The organism is Streptomyces sp. NPDC002125, from assembly GCF_053593715.1.
Window position 1 is genome coordinate 34276 of sequence record NZ_JBSFDD010000029.1, and the last position, 23858, is coordinate 58133.

The 23858-nt window shown below is 71.9% G+C and carries 24 protein-coding genes; 10 read left to right on the plus strand and 14 right to left on the minus strand.

From position 1 onward, the window contains the following. Window positions 1–28: 28 nt before the first annotated feature. The 3 genes from ACWCQM_RS33815 to ACWCQM_RS33825 are packed head-to-tail and all read right to left on the minus strand — an operon-like array spanning window position 29 to window position 2668. Window positions 29–757, minus strand: a complete 729-nt coding sequence (locus ACWCQM_RS33815) for a maleylpyruvate isomerase family mycothiol-dependent enzyme (RefSeq protein ID WP_450918893.1) — start codon at window positions 755–757, stop codon at window positions 29–31. Next, the gene (locus tag ACWCQM_RS33820) at window positions 750–1586 is read right to left on the minus strand and encodes a fumarylacetoacetate hydrolase family protein (protein WP_450918894.1); all 837 of its coding nucleotides are present in this window, start codon (window positions 1584–1586) and stop codon (window positions 750–752) included. Before ACWCQM_RS33820 ends, ACWCQM_RS33815 begins: the two co-directional genes overlap by 8 nt. Next, window positions 1583–2668 (minus strand): cupin domain-containing protein, encoded by a 1086-nt coding sequence (locus ACWCQM_RS33825; protein ID WP_450918895.1) that lies wholly within the window; start codon window positions 2666–2668, stop codon window positions 1583–1585. Before ACWCQM_RS33825 ends, ACWCQM_RS33820 begins: the two co-directional genes overlap by 4 nt. Before the next feature lie 87 nt (window positions 2669–2755). On the opposite strand from ACWCQM_RS33825, the gene ACWCQM_RS33830 reads away from it, so the two are divergent. Continuing rightward, window positions 2756–3511, plus strand: coding sequence for an IclR family transcriptional regulator (locus tag ACWCQM_RS33830; RefSeq protein ID WP_450918896.1), 756 nt, complete (start codon window positions 2756–2758; stop codon window positions 3509–3511). 10 nt (window positions 3512–3521) lie between these two features. Here the strand turns inward: ACWCQM_RS33830 and ACWCQM_RS33835 are convergent, their stop codons facing one another. Together ACWCQM_RS33835 and ACWCQM_RS33840 are read right to left on the minus strand one after the other, a co-directional pair. Further along, a complete protein-coding gene (locus ACWCQM_RS33835; RefSeq protein ID WP_073749115.1) occupies window positions 3522–4193 on the minus strand; it encodes a response regulator in 672 nt (223 codons plus the stop codon). A 2-nt stretch (window positions 4194–4195) separates the two neighbouring features. Continuing rightward, window positions 4196–5149, minus strand: a complete 954-nt coding sequence (locus ACWCQM_RS33840; RefSeq protein WP_450918897.1) for a HAMP domain-containing sensor histidine kinase — start codon at window positions 5147–5149, stop codon at window positions 4196–4198. A 262-nt stretch (window positions 5150–5411) separates the two neighbouring features. Between ACWCQM_RS33840 and ACWCQM_RS33845 the strand changes: the two genes are divergently transcribed. The 8 genes from ACWCQM_RS33845 to ACWCQM_RS33880 all read left to right on the plus strand — a co-directional run bounded on the left by ACWCQM_RS33845 (window position 5412) and on the right by ACWCQM_RS33880 (window position 11661). After that, window positions 5412–5678 (plus strand): hypothetical protein, encoded by a 267-nt coding sequence (locus tag ACWCQM_RS33845; RefSeq protein WP_450918898.1) that lies wholly within the window; start codon window positions 5412–5414, stop codon window positions 5676–5678. 111 nt (window positions 5679–5789) lie between these two features. Further along, window positions 5790–6521 carry a FadR/GntR family transcriptional regulator gene (locus ACWCQM_RS33850; RefSeq protein ID WP_450918899.1) on the plus strand — a complete coding sequence of 244 codons (732 nt, stop codon included), beginning with the start codon at window positions 5790–5792 and terminating at the stop codon, window positions 6519–6521. Between the two features lie 137 nt (window positions 6522–6658). Next, entirely contained in the window at window positions 6659–7255 is a 597-nt protein-coding gene (locus tag ACWCQM_RS33855; protein ID WP_450918900.1) for a TetR/AcrR family transcriptional regulator, read from the plus strand. Beyond that, window positions 7252–8238 carry a DMT family transporter gene (locus ACWCQM_RS33860; RefSeq protein WP_450918901.1) on the plus strand — a complete coding sequence of 329 codons (987 nt, stop codon included), beginning with the start codon at window positions 7252–7254 and terminating at the stop codon, window positions 8236–8238. The genes ACWCQM_RS33855 and ACWCQM_RS33860 overlap by 4 nt, the downstream gene beginning before the upstream one ends. Before the next feature lie 35 nt (window positions 8239–8273). Continuing rightward, window positions 8274–9041, plus strand: a complete 768-nt coding sequence (locus tag ACWCQM_RS33865) for a (Fe-S)-binding protein (RefSeq protein ID WP_450918902.1) — start codon at window positions 8274–8276, stop codon at window positions 9039–9041. Next, window positions 9038–10582, plus strand: coding sequence for a LutB/LldF family L-lactate oxidation iron-sulfur protein (locus ACWCQM_RS33870; protein WP_450918903.1), 1545 nt, complete (start codon window positions 9038–9040; stop codon window positions 10580–10582). The genes ACWCQM_RS33865 and ACWCQM_RS33870 overlap by 4 nt, the downstream gene beginning before the upstream one ends. Continuing rightward, window positions 10579–11217 carry a LutC/YkgG family protein gene (locus ACWCQM_RS33875; RefSeq protein WP_450918904.1) on the plus strand — a complete coding sequence of 213 codons (639 nt, stop codon included), beginning with the start codon at window positions 10579–10581 and terminating at the stop codon, window positions 11215–11217. The genes ACWCQM_RS33870 and ACWCQM_RS33875 overlap by 4 nt, the downstream gene beginning before the upstream one ends. An 87-nt stretch (window positions 11218–11304) precedes the next feature. Next, the gene (locus ACWCQM_RS33880) at window positions 11305–11661 is read left to right on the plus strand and encodes a hypothetical protein (RefSeq protein ID WP_450918905.1); all 357 of its coding nucleotides are present in this window, start codon (window positions 11305–11307) and stop codon (window positions 11659–11661) included. 90 nt (window positions 11662–11751) lie between these two features. On the opposite strand, the gene ACWCQM_RS33885 is transcribed toward ACWCQM_RS33880, so the two are convergent. The 7 genes from ACWCQM_RS33885 to ACWCQM_RS33915 all read right to left on the minus strand — a co-directional run bounded on the left by ACWCQM_RS33885 (window position 11752) and on the right by ACWCQM_RS33915 (window position 20240). Next, window positions 11752–12405, minus strand: coding sequence for a fascin domain-containing protein (locus ACWCQM_RS33885; protein WP_450918964.1), 654 nt, complete (start codon window positions 12403–12405; stop codon window positions 11752–11754). A 348-nt stretch (window positions 12406–12753) separates the two neighbouring features. Next, window positions 12754–14643, minus strand: a complete 1890-nt coding sequence (locus ACWCQM_RS33890) for a DUF2264 domain-containing protein (protein ID WP_450918906.1) — start codon at window positions 14641–14643, stop codon at window positions 12754–12756. Then, entirely contained in the window at window positions 14640–15668 is a 1029-nt protein-coding gene (locus ACWCQM_RS33895) for a hydroxyacid dehydrogenase (protein WP_450918907.1), read from the minus strand. Before ACWCQM_RS33895 ends, ACWCQM_RS33890 begins: the two co-directional genes overlap by 4 nt. Window positions 15669–15705: 37 nt before the next feature. Continuing rightward, window positions 15706–16581, minus strand: a complete 876-nt coding sequence (locus ACWCQM_RS33900; protein ID WP_450918908.1) for a carbohydrate ABC transporter permease — start codon at window positions 16579–16581, stop codon at window positions 15706–15708. Beyond that, window positions 16578–17579 (minus strand): carbohydrate ABC transporter permease, encoded by a 1002-nt coding sequence (locus ACWCQM_RS33905; RefSeq protein WP_450918909.1) that lies wholly within the window; start codon window positions 17577–17579, stop codon window positions 16578–16580. The genes ACWCQM_RS33900 and ACWCQM_RS33905 overlap by 4 nt, the downstream gene beginning before the upstream one ends. 46 nt (window positions 17580–17625) lie before the next feature. Beyond that, window positions 17626–18993 carry an ABC transporter substrate-binding protein gene (locus ACWCQM_RS33910; protein ID WP_450918910.1) on the minus strand — a complete coding sequence of 456 codons (1368 nt, stop codon included), beginning with the start codon at window positions 18991–18993 and terminating at the stop codon, window positions 17626–17628. Window positions 18994–19094: 101 nt separating this feature from the next. Then, the gene (locus tag ACWCQM_RS33915; RefSeq protein WP_450918911.1) at window positions 19095–20240 is read right to left on the minus strand and encodes a substrate-binding domain-containing protein; all 1146 of its coding nucleotides are present in this window, start codon (window positions 20238–20240) and stop codon (window positions 19095–19097) included. A 145-nt stretch (window positions 20241–20385) separates the two neighbouring features. On the opposite strand from ACWCQM_RS33915, the gene ACWCQM_RS33920 reads away from it, so the two are divergent. Next, complete coding sequence (locus tag ACWCQM_RS33920; protein ID WP_450918912.1) at window positions 20386–21153, plus strand: sulfite exporter TauE/SafE family protein; 768 nt, start codon at window positions 20386–20388, stop codon at window positions 21151–21153. Window positions 21154–21236: 83 nt separating this feature from the next. Here the strand turns inward: ACWCQM_RS33920 and ACWCQM_RS33925 are convergent, their stop codons facing one another. Beyond that, a complete protein-coding gene (locus ACWCQM_RS33925; protein ID WP_267078639.1) occupies window positions 21237–22766 on the minus strand; it encodes an amino acid permease in 1530 nt (509 codons plus the stop codon). A gap of 65 nt (window positions 22767–22831) precedes the next feature. Continuing rightward, the gene (locus ACWCQM_RS33930; protein ID WP_450918913.1) at window positions 22832–23839 is read right to left on the minus strand and encodes a hypothetical protein; all 1008 of its coding nucleotides are present in this window, start codon (window positions 23837–23839) and stop codon (window positions 22832–22834) included. Window positions 23840–23858: the final 19 nt, after the last annotated feature.

Here is a 23858-nt window from a genome sequence, read left to right on the forward strand (position 1 = left end):
GCGGGTGGGCGCGGTGGGACGGTGTGGTTCAGAGCCAGGCGGGAAGCACGGCCGGGGTGGACGCGGTGACCGCTCGTGCGGAGGGTGTGGTGCGGCCCAGGAGCCACGCGCACAGTGCCGACGCGGGTGCGCTCACCTCGGTCGCCGTGCCGTCCGGCGGGCCGAAGGACCAGGTGCGGTCGCGGTCCCCGGGCGCCAGCCGGACCGAGGGGCATCCCTCCTTGCGGCCTACGGTCGCCGACGCGTCCTCGATCAGGGCGTCCACCAGGTCCGCGGGGAAGCGGTCGAAGTCCGGGACCGCGTCCGTGCCGAGGTCGACGGTGTGGATCCACAGCTCGCGGGTGCGCATCCAGGGGATCTCGGAGGCCGGGACCGTACGCCCGAGAGCGCTGCGCACCGTGGCGTGCCAGGCGCCGGCGGGCAGGGCGTCGATCGCCGCCATGAGCCGGGCGTCGGCGTCCCGGACATCGCCGAGGATCGCGTCGGCGGTGCGCTCCGCACCCCGCTCGATGTCGTCGAGGCGGGTCGAGGGGTCCGCGTACATCGGGGTCTCGATGCCCGTACGCGCCCAGGTGAGCAGGTTGACCAGGGCGTCGGCGTTGCGCGCCAGGTGCGTCAGCACATGGCCGCGGGTCCAGCCGGGCAGCGGGGACGGGCCGTGGACGTCCGCCGAGCCCAGGGCGGCGACCGCCCCGTGCAGCAGATCCGAGCCGTCCCGCACCCAGGTGAGGGTGCGGGCGAAGCCGACGTCAGCCAACGGACTCCTCCTCACGCGCCACGTTGCGGCTCTCGCCGAGACCGGAGATGCGGGTGGTGAGCACCTGGCCGTCCGTCAGATAGCGCTGAGGCTTGCGGGCGTGGCCCACTCCGCCGGGGGTGCCGGTGGCGATCACGTCGCCGGGGTTCAGCGTGAACATGGTGGAGACGTACGCGATCAGCGCGACCGGGTCGAAGACCAGGTCGGCGGTGGAGGCCTTCTGGACGCTCTCGCCGTCCACCTCGCCCTCCAGGTCGAGGCCGGCGAGCGCGTCGGCCTCGTCGGGGGTGACGAGGAACGGGCCGAAGGGGGTGGTGGCCTCGAAGGTCTTGCCCTGGTGCCACTGGGTGGTGCGGTACTGCCAGTCGCGCGCGGTCACGTCGTTGAGCACGGCGTATCCGGCGACGGCGGCCTTCGCCGTCTCCTCGTCGGCATGGCGCACGGTGGCGCCGATGACGACGGCGAGCTCGGCCTCCCAGTCGATCGCGTCGGAGGCCGCGGGGAGCACGATGTCGTCGTTGGCGCCGATCAGCGCCTCGGGGTACTTCGCGAAGAGGGTCGGGTACTCGGGGAGCTCGCGGCCCATCTCCAGGATGTGGTTGCGGTAGTTGAGGCCCACGCAGACCACCTTGCCGGGCCGGGGGACGACCGGCGCGTAGTCGAGCCCGGCCGTGCGGTGCGTGGCGCCGGAGGCGTTCCGCGCCGTCTCGCGCCAGGCCGGGTCGGCGAGCAGGGCGCCGAGGTCCGGGTGGCCGGTCTCGGTGGCGGTGTCGCCGTCGATGCGGACGGCCGCGGTGCCGTTACCGGTGCGGATGGTGGCGAGCTTCATCGGAGAGGTCCTTCGGTGGTGGCGGGGTTGGTGCGGTCGGTCAGATACAGGTGCAGGCGTTCCATCACCGGGTGGTCGCCGAAGCGGAACAGGTCCAGGTCGCCGCGTGCCTCGATGCGGACCTCGGTCCAGGACGGGACGGTGACCACGTCACCGCGGCCGACCTCCAGCCGTTCGCCGTTCAGCAGGAACACACCGTCGCCCTCGAAGACCTGCCAGACCGAGCTGGCGGACTCGCGGGACTCCGGCACGACGGCCCCGGCACGGATGCGGTGCATCTCGGTACGGATCGTCGGCAGTGCGTCGTCGCCGGTCGTCGGGTTGGTGAAGCGGATCGCGGCGTGGCCGGGGGAGGCCACCCCCTCGTGACCCTCGTCCTCCAGCTCCAGCTGGGCGGTCAGGGCGGCGTCCGTGTGCTCCCAGCGGTACGCCGCCAGCGGGGACTTGGGAAGATCCGTGAGCGCGGAGACCGGGCGCAGACCGGGCTGCCCCCACAGCCGCTCGGCGCGCGAACGCTCGGGCGTGGAGCGGTCGTCCAGGGTGGCCGGGCCGAACTGGAAGAACTCGGTGTTGAGCGCGGAGGACAGCGGGATGTCCAGGCCGTCCAGCCAGGCCATCGGCCGGTCGGTCGGGTTGTGGTGGCCGTGCCAGGCCCAGCCCGGTGTCAGCAGCAGGTCGCCGCGGCGCATGGCGACCGAGTCGCCGTTCACCACGGTCCAGACGCCGTCGCCCTCCAGGACGAAGCGGAACGCGTTCTGCGCGTGCCGGTGGACGGGCGCGACCTCGTTCGGGCCGAGGTACTGCACGGCGGCCCAGAGGGTCGGCGTGGCGTGCGGCAGGCCCGGCAGGCCCGGGTTGGCGAGGGAGATGGCCCGGCGCTCGCCGCCCCGCCCCACCGGCACCAGATCCCCGGCGCGCACGGCCAGGTCGTGGATCTCCTTCCAGCGCCAGCGGTACGGCACGGCGGCCGGCTGCGGCACGGCCGGCATCAGATCCTCGCGCTGGGTCCACAGCGGCAGCAGCCCGTAGGCGTCGAAGTCCTTGTAGAGCTGGGCGAGTTGAGGATCGATCTCTGCGGTCATCTCCCGGCACCTCCTCGATGCGTTGCTGCTGGGGACGTTACGGTTGAGTTTCCGCAGAGTGAAGCAACAATGTTCTAGAATTCCGCTGTGAAGAATTCAGCGCACGGAAGCCCCGCCCCCGGAAGCCTCGAATCGGTCGACAACGCGCTCAGCCTGCTGCTCGCCCTGCGCCAGGAGGGCAGGCTGCGGCTCAGCGACGCCGCGAACTCCCTGGGCGTCGCCCGCTCCACCGCGCACCGGCTGCTCACGACGCTGCGCAACCGGGGTTTCGCCGTCCAGGGCGCGGACAAGGCGTACCGGCCGGGACCCGCGCTCTACCGCCTCGGGATGTCCCAGCGCACCGACTACGAGCTGATCGAGACGGCACGCCCGTACATGCTCCGGCTCAACGAGGAGCTCGGCGAGACCGTCCATCTGGTGGTGCGCAGCGGCACGCAGGCACGCTTCCTGCACAGCGTCGAGGGCGTCCACGCGCTGCGCGTGAGCACCCGCGCCGGTGCCTCGCTGCCCGCGCACCTCGCCTCGGGCGGGAAGGTGCTCCTGGCGGGCCTCTCCGCGCAGGAGCTCGCCGATGTCTACCCGTCCGGCCCGCCCGAGGGGCACGCGGACCTCGCCGCCCTGCACCGCTTCCTGGCGGGGGTGCGGAGGGCCGGTTACGCGGTCAACCGCGAGGACACCGAGCGCGGGATCACGGCGATCGGCGCCGCCGTGCACGAACCGGGCGGGCGGGCCGTCGCCGCCCTCACGGTGTCCGCGCCGACGCTCCGGCTGCCGCGGTCCCAGGTCGAGCCGGCCGCCGAGGTGCTCACGGCGGTCACCCGGAGCATGAGCGAGGCGCTGTAGGACACCGGTCCTACGGTTCGATCAGCCCCGCCCTGATCGCGTACCGGGTGAGCTCCAGGCGGTCACGGAGCCCCAGCTTCTGCAGCAGGTTCGCCCGGTGCCGCTCCACGGTCTTGACGCTGATGACCAGCAGCCCCGCGATCTCCTTCGACGAATGGCCCTCGGCGACCAGCTTGAGGATCTCCTCCTCGCGCTCGGTGATCGCCCGGTCCGGTACGTCGCCGCCGTCCCTCACCCGGTCCAGGTAGTTCCGGATCAGCGCGGTGACCGCGCCCGGGTAGAGGAAGGGCTCGTCCCGCATGGCCGCCCTGCACGCCTCGACCAGGTCCCGGTCGGCCACGGACTTCAGTACGAAACCCGAGGCGCCGGCCTTCAGCGCCTCGAAGAAGTACTGCTCGTTGTCGTACATCGTGAGCATCAGGATGCGCAGCTCCGGCATGACCCGGGACAGCTCCCTGGCCGCCTGGAGGCCCGTCAGGCGTGGCATGGCGATGTCGAGCACGGCGAGGTCGGGCCGCTCCGCGCGGGCCATCTCGATCGCCTCGGCGCCGTCGCCCGCCTCGGCGACCACCTGGAGGTCGGGCTCGCCGTCCAGGATCAGCCGTACGCCCCTGCGTACCAGGGCGTGATCGTCGGCGAGCAGGATGCGGGTCTTCGCGGGACCGGTGGGGGAGTGGGACATGGTCAGGCGCTTCCGTTCCGTACGGGCACATCGAGTCGGACGTCCGTGCCGCCCGCCGCACCCGTGCCGAGGGTGAGTGCGGCGCCGATGAGCAGGGCGCGTTCACGCATGCCGCGCAGACCCGCGCCCTCGGGGGCGTCCCCGATGCCCCGGCCGTCGTCGCGGACGCGCAGCCGGACCACGCCGGGGCCGCGGCGCAGGGAGAGTTCGAGCAGGGTGGCCCGGGAGTGCCGGACCGTGTTGGTGAAGGCCTCCTGGGCGATGCGGTAGACGACGAGCTCGGCCTCCTCGCCGAGTTCGGGAAGGTCCTTCTCCATGTGCCGCCTGACCGTCAGCCCCTTGGGCGTGGGCGTCTCGGTGGTCAGGGCCGTCAGCGCGCTGACCAGCCCCAGCTCCTCCAGCACCCCGGGGCGCAGCCGCCGGGCGATCCGCCGGATCTCGTCCAGGCTGCCCCGGGTGATCTCCTGGACCTGGCCCAGCTCCTCGCGCAGCGGCTCCGGGGCGTGGTTGGTGACCCGCTTCAGTTCGAGCAGCACCGCCGTCAGCGTCTGGCCCACCTCGTCGTGCAGCTCCTGCGCGACCCGCTTCCGCTCGGCCTCCTGCGCCCACAGCGCCCGGGCGCTGCTGGTCGCGCGCTCCGCCTCCAGCCGGTCGAGCATGCTGTTGAACGTCTCGATCAGGGCCGCCACCTCGCCCTCCCCGGCGACCTCGGGGCGGGGCCCGGGGCTCAGCAGATCGATGGTCGTCATCGCCCGGGTCACCCGCTGGAGCGGGGCGAGGCCCAGCCGCAGGAGCAGCGCGTTGGCGCCGAGCATCAGCGTGATCCCGCCGACCAGGATCAGGGCCTCGGTCAGCACCACCGGCGCGGACACGGTGATCGGGCCGAGCAGCAGCAGGGCCCCGGCCGCCACGAGGACGGCGGCGTTGAGCAGGAAGATGCGCCAGAACAGGGACAAGACCGCACGGCCTCCTTCGGACGGGTACGCGGACGGGCGACTGCCTCCACTATCGCCGGTCGGGGGCGACGCACGGTCCCGCCCGCTCCGTGCGGGTGCGTCTGCATGGCGGACCCCCCGGAAGATGGGTGTCATCCCCGATGGTCCCCGGGGTCCGCCCTCGCCGACGATGGAGCCCGGCCCGACGGATTCCGAAGGCGACACGGATTCCGCAGGCGAGGGAGTCCGGCCCGCCGGGCTCGGAATCCGGGAGGGAGTCACCATGCCCCACTACGACGAGAGGCCGCGCGGCATCGAGGACCGGCTCGGCCACGACCGCCCCGGCACCCCGGAGCGGGGCGCCCCGCGCGGATCGCGCCGCGGCCTGGTCCGGCTCTGGCTCACCGTCGGTATCGTCGCCCTGGTGGCAGGGATCGTCATCGGCCACGGCCTGCTCATCGCCGCCGGCCTCGTGGTGGCGGGGATGGCCGGGCAGCTCTTCGACCCGCAGCGCGCCAGGCCGCGCGGCAGGGTGCCCCGTCCGCGCTGAGCCCCTCCGCGCTGAGCCCCACCGCGCTGAGCCCCTCCGGGCTTTGGTCCGACCACACCTCCTGTGTGACATAGTCGGTCCATGCGTATCGCCCGGACCAGGGAGTAGCGGATGCCCGTCGAGTGGCAACCCGTACGGCAGTCCAGGACCCATGAGCTCGTGCTCCAGAGCATCGAGGAACAGGTCTTCGCCGGAGAGCTCAAGGCGGGCGACCGCCTCCCGCCCGAGCGGGAGCTCGCGCCGGTGCTCGGCGTGAGCCGTTCCGCGCTGCGTGAGGCGCTGCGGGTGCTGGAGACCATCGGGGTCCTGGTGGCCCAGCCCGGCAGGGGCCCGGACTCCGGGGCGCGGATCGTGCGCAACCCGGACGACGCGCTCGGCCGGCTGCTGCGCCTGCACTTCGCGCTCGGCAGCTACAGCCTGCACGACGTACTGGAGGCGCGTGTCGTCCTGGAGCGGTCGAGCTGGGAGGCGGCGGCCCGGCACGCGTCCCCCGAGGACCTCGACGAGGCGGGGGAGCTCGTCCGGCGGATGGGCGAGCCGGATGTGGACGTGGCCGAGTTCAACGACCTCGACACCCGCTTCCATGTGCTGATCGCCGGCAGCTCGGGCAACGCGCTGACCTCCACGCTCACTTCGGCCGTACGCGAGTCCGTCCGCCCGCTGATCCTGCGGGCGCTCGAAGAGGTGGACGACTGGCCGGCGACATCCGGCGCCCTCAACGCGCAGCACGAACAGCTCCTGCGACTGGTGCGCGACGGGCGCGGGGCGGAGGCCGCGGACCTGGTCGAGGAGCACATCAGGGGCCTCCATGGCGCACTGGTCGACGACAAGGAAGCGCCGTGACCGCGCGGTAGTACCCGCGAAGCGCCCCGCCTCCGCCCTGTTGGGCCGGAGGCGGGGCGCTTCGCGCGTCCAGGCCCCGGAGAGCTCCGCTCCCTCTACTAGGTAGACTGACCTACCTAGTAGAGGGAGAGTGTCAGATGGCCGAGACCCCCACGCCCACGGGGAGGCGGGGAACCGCGCGCACCCGGCTGCTCGCCGCCGCGGCGCGCCGCTTCTATGCGGACGGTGTGTCGGCGACAGGGATCGACGCGATCACCGCCGAGGCGGGCGTGGCGAAGATGAGCCTGTACAACAACTTCGACTCCAAGGCCGACCTCGTGCTGGCCTACCTCGATGCCCGGCACGAGGAGTGGCTGGATCTGTACCGGCGCCGGGTGGCGGCGGCCCGGGACGGCCGGGGCGGGGTGCTGGCCGTCTTCGACGCGTACGAGGACCACGCCGGCTTCGCCTATGAGCACGGATTCCGGGGGTGCGGACTCCTGAACGCCGCCGCCGAACTCCCCGTCGGTCATGAGGGTCGGGCCGTCGTGCGCCGGCACAAGGAGGAGGTCGAGTCCCTGCTCGCGGGGCACCTCGGCGAGCTCCTCCCCGGCCGGCCCGAGGAGGCCCGCGCCCTGGCGGAGCATCTGGCCTTCCTGCTGGAAGGAGCCATGGCGCGCGCCGGACTGGAGGGCGGCGACACGCGTCTCCGGCGCGCACGGACCATGGCGGCCGGCCTGCTGGACCGGCTGTGACGCGGCCCGCCGCACGCGCCGCCGGCCCGGCGGGTATGGGCTCGCTGTGCGTGCTCATGGCCTCGGTGCTGTGGGGGACCACGGGTACGGCCGCGACCTTCGCCCCTGCCGTCGGGCCCCTCGCCATCGGCGCCGCCGCCATGGGCCTGGGCGGACTGCTCCAGGCCCTCGTGGCGGCTCCCCGTATCGCAGGGGAGCGGCCCGCGCTGCGCGCGCGGCGCGGTGTGGTGCTGCTCGGCGCGCTGGCGGTGGGTGCCTATCCGCTGGCGTTCTACTCCTCGATGCGACTGGCCGGGGTCGCGGTGGGCACCGTGGTCTCGATCGGCTCGGCCCCGCTCGCCTCCGCGGTGATCGAGCGCGTCGTCGACGGGCGCCGCCTGACGCCCCGCTGGACGGCGGGCGCCGCGCTCGGTCTGACCGGGACGGTCCTGCTGTGCGCCGCCGAGGCCGCCGACGCGCACACCGGCGCCGGGGCGACCGTGCTGGGAGTGGGGCTGGGGCTGGCCGCCGGTCTCACCTACGCCCTGTACTCCTGGGCCGCGCACCGTCTGATCAGCCGGGGCGTCAGCTCCGGCGCGGCCATGGGCGCCGTCTTCGGGCTGGGCGGCCTGCTGCTCCTGCCCGTGCTGCTGGCCACCGGGGCGCCGCTCCTGCACTCCTGGTCCAACGCGGCCGTCGGCGTCTACATGGCCCTGGTGCCGATGTTCACCGGCTACGTCCTGTTCGGCTGGGGCCTGGCCCATGTCCCCGCGAGCACGGCCACCACCCTCTCGCTGCTGGAACCCGCCGTCGCGGCCGTGCTCGCCGTCCTGGTCGTCGGTGAGCGCCTGCCGCTCCTCGGGTGGGCCGGGATCGTCCTGGTCGTCGGCTGCCTAGCCGTGCTCACCATGCCGGCGCGCCGTCGATCGGCCGCACGGGCGGCCACCACGGCTCCGCCGGTAATCGTTGACGAGCACATGCTTCCCCAAGCGGACCGAGGCTAGTATGGTCGGACCGTAAATCGATCCGGGGAGGCCCCATGCGCATCGGACTCTTCGCCACCTGTCTGGGAGACACGCTCTTTCCGGAGGCGGTGAAATCCACGGCGGTGCTGCTCTCCCGCCTGGGCCACGACGTGGTGTTCCCGCCGGGTCAGACCTGCTGCGGGCAGATGCACGTCAACACCGGCTACCAGCGCGAGCCCGTCCCGCTGGTGCGGAACTTCGCCGAGCAGTTCGGGGACTCCTCGATCGACGCGGTCGTCATGCCGTCCGGATCGTGCGCGGGCTCCGTCCGCCACCAGCACGAGATCGTCGCCGAGCGGTACGGGGACGCCTCGCTGCGCGCCGGTGTCGCCACGGTCAAGGCCAAGACGTACGAGCTCTCCGAGTTCCTCGTCGACGTCCTCGGCGTCACCCGGGTCGGCGCGTGGTTCCCGCATCGCGTCACCTACCACCCCACCTGCCACTCCCTGCGCATGCTCCGGGTCGGCGACAAGCCGCTGAAGCTGCTGCGCGCCGTCGAGGACATCGACCTCGTCGAGCTCCCCGAGGCCGACTCCTGCTGCGGCTTCGGAGGCACCTTCGCCGTGAAGAACGCCGAGACCTCCACCGCGATGCTCCAGGACAAGATGCGCAACATCGCCGACACCAAGGCCGATGTGTGCACCGCGGGGGACTCCTCCTGTCTGATGCACATCGGCGGCGGGCTCTCCCGCATCAGGTCCGGTACGCGCACGCTGCACCTCGCCCAGATCCTCGGATCCACCCGTACCGCGCCGTACGCCCCGATGGAGGCCGCCCGATGAGCACGTTCCTCGGCATGCCCGCAGCCCCGCCCCGTTCCCCGTACGGCACGGGAAACCTGCGCGGCGACCGTAAGTTCCCGGAGGCGGCCCACGACGAACTCCGCAACGAGCAGCTGCGCCGCAACCTCGGCAGGGCCACCCGCACCATCCGCACCAAGCGCCTCAACGTCACCGGCGAGCTCCCCGACTGGGAGCAGCTGCGCGACGCCGGATCGGCCGTCAAGACCGACACCATGAACCGGCTGCCCGAACTCCTGGAGCAGCTGGAGCAGAAGGTCACCGAGCGCGGTGGCACCGTGCACTGGGCCCGCGACGGCGTCGAGGCCAACGAGATCGTCACCCGGCTGATCAGGGCGACCGGCAGCCGGGACGTCATCAAGGTCAAGTCGATGGCCACCCAGGAGATCGGCCTCAACGAACACCTCGAAGCGGCCGGCATCACCCCGTACGAGACCGACCTCGCCGAGCTCATCGTGCAGCTCGCCGACGACAAGCCCTCGCACATCCTGGTGCCCGCCATCCACCGCAACCGCGACGAGATCCGGCAGATCTTCCTCGACGAGATCCCCGGCATCGACCCGGACCTCGACAACGTGCCCGCGCACCTCGCCGCCGCCGCCCGCGCCTATCTGCGCGAGAAGTTCATGACGACCAAGGTGGCGGTCTCCGGCGCCAACTTCGGCATCGCCGAGACCGGCACCCTCGCCGTGGTCGAGTCGGAGGGCAACGGCCGCATGTGCCTGACGCTGCCCGACACCCTCATCACCGTCATGGGCATCGAGAAGGTCCTGCCGCGCTTCCAGGACCTCGAGGTCTTCCTCCAGCTGCTGCCGCGCTCCTCGACCGGCGAGCGGATGAACCCGTACACCTCGATGTGGACGGGCGTCACCCCCGGCGACGGGCCCCAGGACTTCCACCTGGTCCTCCTCGACAACGGCCGCACCGCCGCGCTCGCCGACACGATCGGACGCGAGGCCCTCAACTGCATCCGCTGCTCGGCCTGTCTCAACGTCTGCCCCGTGTACGAGCGCGCGGGGGGACACGCCTACGGATCGACGTACCCCGGGCCGATCGGCGCGGTGCTCACCCCGCAGCTCGCCGGGATGCACGCGGCGAAGAACGACCCCAACAGCTCGCTGCCGTACGCCTCCAGCCTCTGCGGCGCGTGTTTCGACGCCTGCCCCGTCAAGATCGACATCCCCTCGATGCTCGTCGAACTGCGCCACCAGCACACCGAACAGTCCGGAACCACCGCCGAGAAGCTGGCCATGAAGGCCGCGGCCTCGGTGATGAAGAAGCCCGGGCTCTTCACCGCCGCGCAGAAGGCCGCGTCCCTCGGCAGGGTCGTCGGCGGACGCGACGGCACCATCTCGCACCTGCCCGCCCCGTTCAGCGGCTGGAGCGACAGCCGGGACACCGCCGCGCCGCCCAAGCAGTCCTTCCGCGCCTGGCTGGCATCGGCCGAGGGCGCCGAGATCATGCGAGCGGCGGCCGACGAAGGCGTACGCCGGGCGCCCGAGGCCCCCGAGGAGGACCAGTGACCACCCCCACCGCACGCGACACGGTGCTCGGCCGGATCAGGGACGCCCTGGCCCTCGCGCCCACCCCCGGCACCGGGATCCCCCGCGCCTACCGCACCGGCCGCGCCCTCCCGGACGACGAACGTCTCACGCTCCTGACGGACCGCCTCGTCGACTACAAGGCACAGGTCCACCCCTGCACGGCGGACCGCACCGCCGAGGTGGTCGCCGAGGTGCTGCGCGAGCACGGTGCCCGGCGGATCGGAGTGCCCGCCGGGCTGGACGAACAGTGGCTCGGCTCCTACGACGGCGAGGTCCAGCGGGACTCGGCGGACATCCCCGCGGCCGGCCTCGACAGCCTGGACGGCGTGGTGACCGCCTCCGCCGTCAGCTGCGCCGAGACCGGCACGATCTTCCTGGACGGATCGGCCGACCAGGGCAGGCGCGCCCTGTCCCTCGTGCCCGACCTGCATGTCTGCGTCGTCGACCTGTCCTCGGTCGTGGCCGGGGTCCCGGAAGCGGTCGCCCGGCTGGTACCGGAACGGCCGACGACGCTGATCAGCGGCCCCTCGGCCACGTCCGACATCGAGCTGGAACGGGTGGAGGGCGTACACGGCCCCCGGACCCTCGCGGTGGTGATCCGCACCGACGTCTGAGGGCCGCTGTTGCGGCACATGCGGTATCAAGGACCTTCTGGTGCCGAATCGCCCCCGAACAGACGTCCGTTGTGGGACAGTCGGCGCGTGATACGTCTGGCGCATCCGCTGCGCTTCCTCAGCATGCTCGTCGCCTGGGTCGCCACACCCTGGGCTCTCGCCCCGTACTCCGTGGTGCTCGCCGTGGTGTCGGTGGTCCTGATGCTCGCCGCGCTGACCCTTTTCGTCACTCCGGGGGACAACGGGATGGAGAGGGAGAAGATCCTCGTGCCCGTCCCGGGAGCCGTGACCATCGGCCTGGTGCTGCTGCATCTGGCCGCGGCCGTCGTCTTCTCCTGGATGGCGTGGCCGGCCTGGGCGGCCGTCGCCGCGACGCTGCTGGCCGCGGCCAGCCTGATCGCCGAGCAGCCCCGCTGGCGGCACCTGCTCGCCGCACGGAACTGAGGGCTGTCCCGCAGTCCCCGGCGGACGCGGGGAACACGGGGACAGCCCTTGGCCTTCGGCGGCGCGCCTGGTGACGGGCCGGGGAACCGGTCAGGTGCCGATGCCGTAGAGGGTGAACTCCTCCCACGAACCGGTGATCGCGGTCGAACGGGCGCGCAGTGCGTACTGGAGCGACCCGGTGTAGCTGTTCTCCATCGCGACGAAGAGGCCGTTCAGCGTGGACTGGAGCGCGTAGCGGTCCAGCTCCTCGTTGTAGTACAGGTAGAAGCGCTCCCAGCCGCCGACACTCGCGGAACGCGCACGCAGCAGGTTCTGCGCGCTGCCGGTGTAGTTCTTCTCCACCGCGACGTACTGGTTGTTCGCGAGGGATCTCAGGGCGTACGTCGCGGAGGCCTCGTCCCACTCGAAGGCGAAGCCCTCCCAGGAGCCGCCGACCTCGGTGGAACGGGCTCGCAGCGCACCGGTGTTCGGCGCCGCGTAGTTGACCTCGGTCGCGGTGAACCGGCCGTTGCGGGCCGACTGCACGGCGAGGAGCTCGGGCTCCTCGGCGGTGGCCGAGACGCCCTCACGCGTGGTGGCCTTCGGCGTCCCGTCCTGCCCCGCGATACGGGCCAGTTCGGTGCCGTCCACCGCTTCCCAGCCACTGGGGGCGGCGGCCGGACCGGCCGGCGCCGCTCCGGCCATGGGTGCGGCCAGCGCGGAGGTGGCGAGCAGAGCGCTCAGGGACAGGAATACGGACGTGATGCGTCGCACGGGTCATCCTCACGAATCGTCGGAAGAATTCCGGAGGCGGCGGCACGCCGGGCCGCGACGGAATTCCTCCGTGCGCCGGTGAACGTTCTCCGCGCATGGCGAAGCCGTCTCCGGACCCATGTGCACCCCCCGGGAGCTGCTGCGCCACGTGGCGAAGCAGCCTCAGATTAACGGCGGTTCGTGATCTCCGACGACGATTTCGACGGCTTTTCCGATCAATTCGAAGGCGGTCGTGCCGCATTATTGGTTCCGCAGTTCTCCGTTAAGGCGAGCGATACTCTCCGTTCGAATTCCGGCAGGGCCGCCGACGCGCGAGCACGACGCGACGGCGGCCGGACGTCAGCCGTGGGTGACCTCCAGTGGCGTGAAACCGACGCGGGTCGTCGAGCCGTCGTCCGCCCAGCGCACCGCGACCGTCTCCCCGGCCACGTCCACCCCGCTCACGGCATCCGCGAGCGGCCCGGCTCCCGGCTCACCGGTGAGCGACGCCAGCGCCACCAGCACCTCGGTACCCTCCACCTCCGCGCCCAGCCGGGGCAGCACCGCCCACCGTGTGAACGCCGTGCCCTGCGGAGCCCGTACCTCCTCCTGCTCCGCCCAGCCGTGCAGCCCGTGCAGCGCGGAACGCACCGTGCCCCCGGGCTCCGTCGCCCAGCCCGTCTCCTCGGCCCGGGCACCGGCGGGGGCGCCCAGGACGCGGTGCACCCGCAGCTCGTACCGGCCCCGTACGACCGTCACGCTCTCCACCCGCAGGCCCGGCCAGGTCGGCGGGCCCGCGGGGAAGACAGGGGTGTGCCAGGACGCCGCCCAGCCCCAGCCGTCGCCGTGCCCCGCACCCAGCGGGTGGATGCGGACCCGGCTGCTGCGGGAGCCCGCGACCCGTACCGAGAGATGATTGTCCGCGGTGTTCGCGGCGGCCGTCGGGCCGGTGGCCGTCGAGTACGCGAGGCGCGCGTACAGCGGATCGGACACGTCCGCCGTCTCGCCCTCGTGCGGCCGGACATGGTCGCTGCCGTGGTTGTGCAGCCGCACGATGCCGTCCGCCCGGGTCGACTGGACCAGCAGCCCCGGCGACGGCACGGCCAGCGCCCGGTCGGGCCCCTCGCTCGGGGCGGGCTCCTCGGTCGCCGTCCACAGCGGATGCTCCGCGGGGGCCAGCAGCGCGACGAAGGCCTTCGACGCCCAGTACGGCGACGACGGCCCGGAGTACACCTGGAGCGTCGCGTCGTGCGGACCGTGCCAGCCGAGGCTCAGCAGACCGTCCTCACCGGCCGAACCGCGCTCCAGGAAGTAGCGCAGCGAGCCGCTGACCAGCCGGCGCGAGACGCCCGGCGCCAGCGGGGTGTGACCGGACACCGCGCCCATCCCGACCGCCGCGCCCGCCGCGAACCGGTAGGTCAGGGAGCGCCCGAAGTGCATCGGGGCGCCGTCCGCCCCGAACATCAGCGAGAAGCTCTCCAGATGCTCGCGCAGCCGCGCGCCGTAGAGCGCGGACAGCTCCGCGTCGCCCGACAGATACGCGTCGAGCACGGGATACAGGTGCAGCGCCCAGCCGTTGTAGTGGTCGAAGGCGCGCCCGTCCCCGTCGGCGTACCAGCCCTCGCCGCGGTACCAGACCTCCAGCAGGTCGAGCGCCCGCTGCCTGGCCCGGGCCGTCTCGGCGTCGCCCCGGCCGACCGACTCCAGGAAACCGGCGACGGAGAAGGGGAAGAGGTACCAGTTGTTGGGCGCGGGGGAGTGCCGCAGAGCGCCGCGCAGCCACTCCTCCGCCCGGTCCTGGGTGCCCGCGTCCAGCCGGTCCCACAGCCAGGGGCGGGTCAGCCGCAGTCCGATCGCCACCGAGGCGGACTCCACCATCGGCTGGCCGAATACCGTGTGGTCACGGATCAGCGGCCAGGACTCGGCGTCGTCCAGCCCCGCCGAGCGGGTTCCCGCGCCGAGCCCGTCGGCGTACCGCTCCAGCCAGTTGTGGGGGTCCTTGCCCTCCGCGCCGGCGACGCGGAACGCCGCGGTGAGGAAGGTCCGGGCGTATCCCTCCAGACCGTCGGAGCGGACGCCGGACCGGGACGGGCGCCCCGGCAGGTCGAGCAGGGCCCGGCCGGGGGTGGCCCACTTCCACGCGGCGTGGAGCAGTCCGTCGGCCGCGGCTTCCCAGTGGTCCCGGGTGTAGCCGGTGAAGGGGCTCGACCCGCGGTCGTCGGCGGGGAGCCGGAAGGGGATGGAAGTCATGCGAGGAATGCCAGCCTTTCGCGTCGTACGGGATGGGCGAAGCTGCCGCCCTCGGCCCAGCGGCCGACCTCGCCGACGGCCAGATCGGCCAGCCGCCGCAGTTCGTTGCCCTGGGACCCCGCGAGGTGGGGGGTGATGGTCGCGTTGCGGCAGTCCCAGAGCGGGTGGTCCGCCGGCAGGGGATCGGGGTCGGTGACGTCGAGCACCGCCCGGATGCGCTCCGAGCGCAGTACGTCGACGAGGGCGTCCTGGTCGATGACCGGGCCCCGGGAGGTGTTGAGAAGGACGGCGTCGGGCCGCATCGAGGTGAGCAGTTCCCGGCTGACCAGCCCCGTCGTGGCGGGGAGCAGCGGTGTGTGGACGCTGACCACGTCGCTGTCGGCGAAGAGCCCGGCGAGGGTGACGGGGGTGACCCCGAGCGCGGCGGCCTCGGCCTCCGTGACGTACGGGTCGTGGAGCAGCACCCGCAGGTCGTACGGGCGCAGCAGCTCGATCACCCGCCGGCCGATCAGGGAGGCGGACAGGATGCCCACCGTACGGCGGTAGTTGCCCACGTCGGGCGGTGTGGCGAGCCAGGCGTCGCGCAGGCGCGTGGCGCGGAAGTCGCGGGCCCGCTCCAGGACCCGCTTGCCGGACAGAAGGATCATCGCGACGGTGTACTCCGCGACCGGGAGCGCGTTGGCCGCGGCGGCCGACGACACCTCGATGCCCCGCTCCCAGCAGGCCTCGGTGACATGGCCGCGTACGGTGCCCGCCGTGTGCACGACGGCCCGCAGCGCGGGCGCGGCGGCCAGGACACCCGCGTGGATCGGCGGGCAGCCCCAGCCGGTGATCAGGATCTCCGTGTCCGCGAGCGCGGCACGGGCGGCCGGAGTCGTGAAGTCGTCGATGGGAGGCAGCGGTGCGAGTGTGCACACCTCGGCCAGCGCTGCCAGGGAGTCAGGGGAGAGCACCGCGGCCGCGGCGTCGGCTCCCATGGCGAGCGCGGCGCGCGGCAGACGGTGGGCGGGGGGAGTGCTGGGCATGGTTCTCCTGTGCGGTGGTCCGGGCGGGGCGGCACGGCTACTTGACGGCGCCCGCCGTCAGTCCGGACCGCCAGAATCGCTGGAGCATGGCGAAGGCGAGGATCAGAGGCAGCACCGCGAGCAGTGAGCCCATGATCACGGCGGGGTAGTACTCGGGAGAGACGGACGCGGCGCTGTTCCAGGAGTAGAGGCCGAGGCTGACGGGGTAGAGGTCCTGGTCGGACAGCATGACCATGGGCAGGAAGAAGTTGTTCCAGATGGCGGTGAGCTGGAAGAGGAAGACGGTGACCAGTCCGGGCCCCAGCATCCGCAGCGCCACCCGGAAGTAGGCGGAGAGTTCGCCCGCGCCGTCCATCCGTGCCGCCTCCAGCACCTCGTCGGGCACGTATCCCTGGCTGAAGATCCGGCCGAGGTACACGCCGAAGGGGTTGAAGAGGACGGGGATGAAGACCGCCCAGAAGGTGTTGACCAGACCGGCGCCCGACGCCATCAGATAGAGGGGCAGGGCGAGCACCGTCTGAGGCACCATCACGGCGGCCAGCACCAGGCCGAACAGCTTCTCCTTGTGCGCGAAGCGGTACTTGTCGAAGGCGTAGCCGCACGCGATGCTCACCAGCGCGCCGAGTGCCGCGCCGAGGACCGCGTACAGGAGGCTGTTGCCGTACCAGCGTCCGTACAGCCCGCCGTCCATGGCGAACAGGTCCTTCATGTTCTGCACGAAGGAGAAGTCGGTCAGGGACAGGAAGTTGCTGCTGAACAGGGCGTCCCTGTTCTTGGCCGACGCGAGCACCAGCCACAGCACCGGCAGCAGGGTGTACAGCACCGACACGAACACCACGAGGTTGACGACCGAGCGTCCGAGGAGCCGGGGCCGCAGGGGCGAGGCGGTGCGGGATACGGTTGACGCGCTCATCGGGCGCCCTCCTCGGCAGCGTTGGCGCGGTTGGTCCAGCGGGTGACGCCGTAGGAGAGGGCGATCGTGCAGATGAGCAGGATGACCGAGGCGGCTGCCGCGAGACCGTAGTTGTTGCGGGTGAAGGCGGCGTCGTAGATGTACATGCTGGGCGAGAAACGCGAGTTGATCATGGGGGTCGACTGGCTGAGCAGCATCGGTTCGGTGAAGAGCTGGAGCGCGAAGATGAGGGTGAACATCGCGACCATCACGATCGACGAGCGGACCAGCGGGGCCTTGACCTGGAGCGCCGTGCGGACCGGTCCCGCGCCGTCGACGACCGAGGCCTCGATGACCTCGCGGGGGACCGCCTGGAGGGCGGCGTAGAACACGACCATGTTGTAGCCGAGGTTGCTCCACAGGGCGATGTTCACGATGGACGGGAGCACCATGTGCACCCCGAGGAAGTCGATGGTCAGGTCGGCCTTGCCGAGCAGGTCGATGACCGGGCTGATGCCGGGGGTGTACAGGTACAGCCAGATCAGGGCCGCGATGATGCCCGGTACGGCGTGCGGCAGGAACAGCGCGAGCTGGACGGTGCCCCTCAGGCGCACCACGCCGGAGTCCAGCAGCAGGGCCAGCACGAGGGCGCCGATCACCATGAGCGGGATGTAGACCAGGCAGTACAGGGCGACGACCCCGAGACCTGCGAGGAAGGTCGGGTCGGCCAGTACGGCGGTGTAGTTGCGGACTCCCGCGAAGACCGTGCGCTCGGGGCCGAAGCCGAGCCCGGGCTGGTCGTCGCTGAAGAAGCTCAGATAGACGGCGGTGGCGACCGGGATCAGGAAGACGGTCACCAGGAGGACGAAGAACGGCGTCATCAGGACGCCGCAGGGGCCCAGTTCACGCCGTCGGGCGGATCTGCGGCCCGAGGACGGGAGCGTGGCGGCGGCCGGGCTCTTCGTCGCCGGCCGCGCGGGGGCGTCCGCCTCGACGGACACGGGGGTGGCGCTGGTCATGCTGTCACCTGCCTCTCTGCTGCTGGGAACGGATGCGGGACGCCGGTCATGTGGAGCGCTGCGTGGTGGCGAGACCGAGCGCCCTGAGGTCGGGCATGGTGCCCTCCTGGGCCGCTCTGACGGCTCCGAGGATGGAGCCCTGGCCGCCGCTCGCCCGCGCCAGCCCGTCCTTCATGATCTTTCCGGTCGCCGTCATCCGGGGGCCCCAGACCCAGCCCGGACGGATCTTCCGGGCCTCCTGCTCGAAGAGGGTGTAGATGTCCTGCCCGCCGTAGTAGGCGCGGTCGAACGCCTCGCGGCCCACCCCGACCAGGCCGGGCGCGGCCGGGTACTGGCTGCTCGCCCCGCTGGAGAGCCGGGCCCGCAGCGCGTCCGGGTGCGAGACCTGCCACTCGATGAACTCCATCGCGGCCTCGGGGTTCGCGCTGTCCTTGGTGACCGCGAAGGTCGAGCCGCCGTGGGTCCCGACACCGGGATCTGCCGTGTCCCACTGGGGGAGCGGCGCGAGCGCCCACCGGCCCCTCTGGGCCGGCCGTGCCTTCATCTGCGCACCCGCGTCCCAGGCACCGCTGAGCCTGCTGAGCACCAGTCCGTTGCCGATCTGGACATCGCTGTGCCGGCTCTCCACCGCGTTCATGAAGACCAGGTCCTGGTCGGTGAGCCGCTGCCAGTACGCGGACACACGACGGGTCGGCGCGTCGGCGAGCGAGACGTTCCAGGCGCCGCCCGAGGTGTCGAACCACTGCGCGCCCGCCTGCCACGCGAACGCGGCGAGATGGGTGTCGCCGTCCGTGGGGAAGAGCGCCATCCTGCGCTCACCGCTCCTGCGGTGCACGGACTTCGCCGCCTCCTCGAACTCCTCCCAGGTGCGCGGGACGGTGAGGCCGTACCGCTCGAAGAGGTCGGTGCGGTAGTGCAGGACCATCGGCTCTATGTCGAGCGGGACGCTGAACACACGCTTCTCGAAGGTGGTCAGCCCCAGCGCCTGCGGCAGCAGCTTGGCCCGCAGCCCTTCGCTCACCAGGTCCGTGATGTCCCGGCAGACCCCGTCGATCGCGAAGCCCGGGACCTGCGGGTATTCGATGGTCGCGATGTCCGGGGCGTTGCCGGCCCGGGCCGCGTTGCTGAGCTTGGCGTAACCGCCCTGGGCCCCCGAGGGGACCTGCTGGAAATCGACCTGAAGGGTGTCGTGCCCGCGGTTGAACGCGTCCACGACCTCCTGACTGCCCCGCAGGGCGGACCAGAACGTGATCCGCGTCTTCCTGCCGGTCCTGCTGCTTACGGTCTTGCCGGTACTGCTCGTACCGCCCGATCGTGTGTCTCCGCCACCTCCGTTGCAGGCACTGAGCGCGCCTGCCAGGGGAAGTGCGGCGATCGTGGCGAGCACGGATCGACGGCTCTGTCGACCAGGCATGTGCGCCTCCCGCGGCTCCTGATTCGAGACACGGGAATACTGATCGCCTGATCGATAGCGGTCAATAGATCGATCAAAAGAAGACCGAAGTGTTCAATCGATCAGATTGCCGAGGGGGCGCCCGCGGAGTCCGCCGAGCCGGGCAACGCGCGTGTCGAACCCCGCACTTCGAGGCCGGGCAGCAGTTCGATCCGGCGCACCGGACCGGTCGCGTCCGCCGGATGCGCCAGCCGGTGCAGCAGCAGTTCGGCCGCCGCCCGGCCGATCTCGCCCCTCGGCGGGGCCACCGCGGTGAGCGAGGTGCTGCCCAGGGCGGCGACGACGTCGTCGTAGGCCACCACCGAGCAGTCCCGGGGCACCCGGAGCCCGTTCTCCGCGAGCTTCTGGACCAGCATCAGGGCGTCCTCGTCGCCGTGCAGCACCGCGCTCGTGAAGCCCCGCTCGCGCAGCAGCGCCGCGAGGTCCGGCGCCTCCTCCCGGCTGCCGGGCTCCCCGGGGCCCGCGGTCGGCGAGCTGAGCACCACCGCCCAGTCCTCCACCTCGGGCCGCGCCGCCGCGATGTCGGCGAACGCCGCCCGGATGGCGCGTGCGGTCGGGCTGTCGTTCCTGGCGGCCAGCACGATCCTCCGGTGGCCCAGCGAGACGAGGTGGTCCACGGCCAGATGGATTCCGTACCAGTGGTCCGAGCACACCGAGTCCACGGCGTGCAGCGCGCTGCCGCGCCGGGCCCGCCGCTCCATCAGCACGGTCGGCACCCCCAGCTCGGAGAGCCAGCCGTAGTCCGCCTCCTCGCCGGCGGCGCTGCGCCACCGGGGTGCGATCAGCAGCCCGCGCACCCCGTCGGCCAGGGCCCGTTCCACCTGCGGCCGTTCGGCGCCGGCCATCTGCGGCGCGATGCGCAGCGTGATGCGCTCGCCCGCCTCCTCCAGGGCCGTCCGGGCGCCGTGCAGGGTCTCGTACAGATAGGAATGGCGCTCCGGGACCACCAGGGCGATCGCCCCGCCCTCCGCGGCCGGTCCACCGCTCCGGGGCGCCGGCACCGCTGCCGGGCGCTCGACGCCGCCCATCGGACGCACCACCCCGTGGCCGCGCCGCAGCATCCCCGCCCTGGCCAGCTCCTCGACGTCCCGGCGGAGCGTGACCGCCGACACGTCCAGTTCATCGGCGAGCGAGCTCACCTTCACGGCGCCGCGCGCGTGCACCACCGAAAGGATGCGCTTACGCCTCAGCTCAACCGGCTCCCGCATGCTGGCCCCCTTGCCTACCGCTGTGCCGTGTTCGTTTGAACGTTTTCATGAGCGATCGCAGCATAGCCAGCGGAACGCCTTCCGGCGGTCCTCGTACGGAACGATGATTCGCCGAAAGGAAGATGTGTCTACCATCTGATCCGGCATGGACACCATCACACTCTGGCAACTGGCCGCACTCGCGGCGGCATCCACCCTCGTCGGCTTCTCCAAGACGGCGGTCAGCGGTGCCAATACGATCAGCCTCGCGGTCTTCGCGGCCGTCCTCCCGGCCCGCGAATCCACCGGAGTGCTGCTCCCGATCCTGATCGCGGGCGACATCCTCGCCGTGCTGGTCTACCGCCGCCACGCACACTGGCCGACCCTGCTGCGGCTCTTCCCCGCCGTCGCGGCCGGGGTGGTGGCGGGCACGTTCTTCATGATGTGGGCGGGCGACGACGCCGTACGCACCTCGATCGGCGCGATCCTGCTCTTCATGGCGGGCGTCACAGTCTGGCGCAGACGCACCGGCTCCCAGCCGCCGCCGGAGGAGGACGGCACCGACACGTCCACGCGCGGGGGGCGGATCAAGGCGCGTTCGTACGGGGTGCTCGGCGGATTCACCACCATGGTCGCCAACGCGGGCGGCCCCGTGATGTCGCTCTACCTGCTGTCGGCGGGCTTCCGGAAGCTGGGCTTCCTGGGGACCTCGGCGTGGTTCTTCCTGATCGTCAACACCTCGAAGGTGCCCTTCAGCGTGGGCCTCGGCCTCATCGACGCGCAGTCGCTGCTGCTGGACGCCGCCCTGGTGCTGTTCGTCGTCCCGGGCGCCTGGATCGGCCGTGCCTGCGTCGGCCGGATCAACCAGAAGGTCTTCGACCGGATCGTGATCGGTGCCACCGTGCTGGGCGGCCTCCAACTGCTGGTGATCTGAAGGCCGCCCGGGGGAGGGGCCCGCCCACGTCCGACGGGCCCCTCTCCGCCTCGGCCTTCCTCAGACGATGCCCTCGGCTTTCCTCAGACGATGCCCTCGGCGATCTCGGCCTGCTCGCGGGCGTTCCCGTACGCCGCCGGGGTGCTGTACGTGCGGCGTGCGACGAACCACCAGACCGTGGCCAGCGCCAGTACCACGACCAGGGCGATCGACGCGTAGTTCATCGAGTCGATGGTCACCGGGGAGGACTGGGGGAGCAGGAAGATCACGGTCACGATCGCGACCCACACCACCGCGATCCAGCCGATCGGCTTCGACCAGCGGCCCAGATGCCAGGGGCCGCGCTGGAAGCGGTCACCGGCGCGCAGCTTGAGGTAGATCGGAATGGCGTACGCCGGAGTGATCCCGATGACGTTGATCGCGGTCACCGCCCCGTACGCGGTCGCGGAGTACAGCGAGGGCACGGCCAGCAGGGCGGCGACACAGACCGACAGCCACACGGCGGGCACCGGCGTCTGGGTGCGCGCGCTCACCCTGCGCCACAGGGCGGAGCCCGGCAGCGCGTTGTCACGGCTGAACGCGAAGACCATCCGGCTCGCCGCCGCGACCTCGGCGTTGCCGCAGAACAGCTGCGCCGCGATGACGATCAGCAGCATGGCGGTGGCGCCCGACGTGCCCAGCGCGTCGATCAGGATCTGCGCCGGCGGCACCCCGGTGGGGCTGTCCTGGGTGCCCGCGTAGTCCTGGATGGCGAAGGTCAGCCCGGCCAGCAGGACGAAACCGGCGATCCAGGAGACCCAGATCGCCCGGACGATGCCCTTGGCCGCCGTCACCGAGGCGTTGGAGGTCTCCTCGGACAGATGGGCGGAGGCGTCGTAACCGCAGAACGTGTACTGCGCCAGCAGCAGCCCGATCGCCGCCACATAGATCGGGTTCTCCCAGCCGGTGCCGTTGACGAACTCGGTGAAGACGAACGACGGCGACTGGTGGTTCGAGGGGACGACCGCCAGCACCGTCACGATGACGGCCACACCGGCCAGATGCCACCAGACGCTGATCGAGTTGAGCACACTGACCAGACGCACCCCGAACAGGTTCAGCACGGCGTGCAGCAGCAGGATGCAGAGGAAGATCACCATGGTGGAGCCGGGCGTCGGATCGAACCCCCACTGCAGATTGAGCAGCGCGCCCGTGAACAACGCGGCGCCGTAGTCGATCCCGGCGATCGCCCCCAGCAGCCCGAGCAGGTTCAGCCACCCGGTGTACCAGCCCCACTTGCGCCCGCCGAGCCGGTCGGCCATGTAGTACAGCGCGCCCGACGTCGGATACGCGCTGGTGACCTCCGCCAGGGCCATGCCGACGCAGAGCACGAACAGGCCGACACCCGCCCAGCCCCAGAGCATGACGGACGGGCCGCCCGTCGACATGCCGAAGCCGTACAGCGTCATGCAGCCGGAGAGGATGGAGATGACGGAGAAGCTGATCGCGAAGTTCCCGAAGCCGCCCATGCGGCGGGCCAGCACCGGCTGATAGCCGAGTTCGCGCAGCCGCTGCTCCTCGTCCTTCTGCGGCGCGGGTTCTGTGCTCGACGGGGTCGAGGCGGATATGGACACGGAGTTGACCTCCAGGTGGGGGGACGGATGACGGAGGAAGTGCGGGGCGGGCGGGCGCAGGCGGGTCAGCCGTGCGGGCCCGTTCCGGGCTCGCGCTCCGAGCCCAGACAGCGGCTGCGGGCCCGCAGGAACACGTCCTCGGCCCCGGCCGGATCCTGCGGGGTGCGCGTGCGGTGGGACCAGGGGACCGATGTGTAGTACGGGCCCATCGCCCGGAACACCGGTGCCGCGTCGGCGAACCGGAGCGAACCCCACAGCGCGTGCGCCAGATGGTTGAGGTCGAGCAGGGACAGCGTGGCCGGGTCCGCCACGTCGAACCAGATGTGCAGGGCGCGCCGGGCGTCGCGCTCCCCGTCCTCGGTGACCCAGTGCAGGTCGAGCGCACGCTCGTTGCCGTGCTCGCGCCGGTAGCGCTCCACCCTCACGTACAGGGGGAGCACATGCAGCGGTGAGCCGCCCGGCGCCGAAGAGGCAGCCCACTGGACGAAGTTGACCGCCTCGGAGAGGGTGCCGCCCGTCTGCCTCGCGTAGACGAACTGGAGCATCCGGTGGTAGGCCTCGCGGTTGAACGGGTCGCGCTTGTCCGCCTCCGCGAGCAGGCCCCACGGCCCGGGGAACAGCATCGGGCCGGGCGGAAGAAGCCGGTGCTCCTCCAGGCGCTGCCCCTCGTCGAGCTGTGAGAGCGCCAGCAGGCAGACCCAGGGCACCGGGTCCTCGGGTGAGGCGTACGCGGCGGCGCGGCACCCCTCCCACGCGGAGTTCCACAACTCCTGTGCGCGCGGGTGCTTCTCACGATGGGCGCGTACCGCACGCTCCACCACCACCCGGGCGTGCATCACGGCCGCGGCCACACTCCTCGGCTCCTCGGCCCGCCAGGCCTGCACGGTGTCCGAGCCCGCCGCCACGGCCGCGAGGACCTGGGTGCGCTGGGTCCACAGCGACCAGTCCGGCGTGCTCTCCAGCAGGTCCCGCATCGCGAGCCAGCGGCCGGTCCTCAGATCCTGCAACGCCACACGTAACGCGTGGTCGTGCCCGGCGGGATGGTAGACCGGACGGAAATCACCGGGAGCCATGTGTGCGCCCCGGCCCTGG

Coding starts and splice junctions, on each gene's coding strand:
- ACWCQM_RS33820 (WP_450918894.1), bottom strand. CDS start 1,586: ATGAAGCTCGCCACCATCCGCACCGGTAACGGCACCGCGGCCGTCCGC.
- ACWCQM_RS33825 (WP_450918895.1), bottom strand. CDS start 2,668: ATGACCGCAGAGATCGATCCTCAACTCGCCCAGCTCTACAAGGACTTC.
- ACWCQM_RS33835 (WP_073749115.1), bottom strand. CDS start 4,193: ATGTCCCACTCCCCCACCGGTCCCGCGAAGACCCGCATCCTGCTCGCC.
- ACWCQM_RS33845 (WP_450918898.1), top strand. CDS start 5,412: ATGCCCCACTACGACGAGAGGCCGCGCGGCATCGAGGACCGGCTCGGC.
- ACWCQM_RS33850 (WP_450918899.1), top strand. CDS start 5,790: ATGCCCGTCGAGTGGCAACCCGTACGGCAGTCCAGGACCCATGAGCTC.
- ACWCQM_RS33855 (WP_450918900.1), top strand. CDS start 6,659: ATGGCCGAGACCCCCACGCCCACGGGGAGGCGGGGAACCGCGCGCACC.
- ACWCQM_RS33865 (WP_450918902.1), top strand. CDS start 8,274: ATGCGCATCGGACTCTTCGCCACCTGTCTGGGAGACACGCTCTTTCCG.
- ACWCQM_RS33870 (WP_450918903.1), top strand. CDS start 9,038: ATGAGCACGTTCCTCGGCATGCCCGCAGCCCCGCCCCGTTCCCCGTAC.
- ACWCQM_RS33890 (WP_450918906.1), bottom strand. CDS start 14,643: ATGACTTCCATCCCCTTCCGGCTCCCCGCCGACGACCGCGGGTCGAGC.
- ACWCQM_RS33895 (WP_450918907.1), bottom strand. CDS start 15,668: ATGCCCAGCACTCCCCCCGCCCACCGTCTGCCGCGCGCCGCGCTCGCC.
- ACWCQM_RS33900 (WP_450918908.1), bottom strand. CDS start 16,581: ATGAGCGCGTCAACCGTATCCCGCACCGCCTCGCCCCTGCGGCCCCGG.
- ACWCQM_RS33905 (WP_450918909.1), bottom strand. CDS start 17,579: ATGACCAGCGCCACCCCCGTGTCCGTCGAGGCGGACGCCCCCGCGCGG.
- ACWCQM_RS33910 (WP_450918910.1), bottom strand. CDS start 18,993: ATGCCTGGTCGACAGAGCCGTCGATCCGTGCTCGCCACGATCGCCGCA.
- ACWCQM_RS33915 (WP_450918911.1), bottom strand. CDS start 20,240: ATGCGGGAGCCGGTTGAGCTGAGGCGTAAGCGCATCCTTTCGGTGGTG.
- ACWCQM_RS33920 (WP_450918912.1), top strand. CDS start 20,386: ATGGACACCATCACACTCTGGCAACTGGCCGCACTCGCGGCGGCATCC.
- ACWCQM_RS33930 (WP_450918913.1), bottom strand. CDS start 23,839: ATGGCTCCCGGTGATTTCCGTCCGGTCTACCATCCCGCCGGGCACGAC.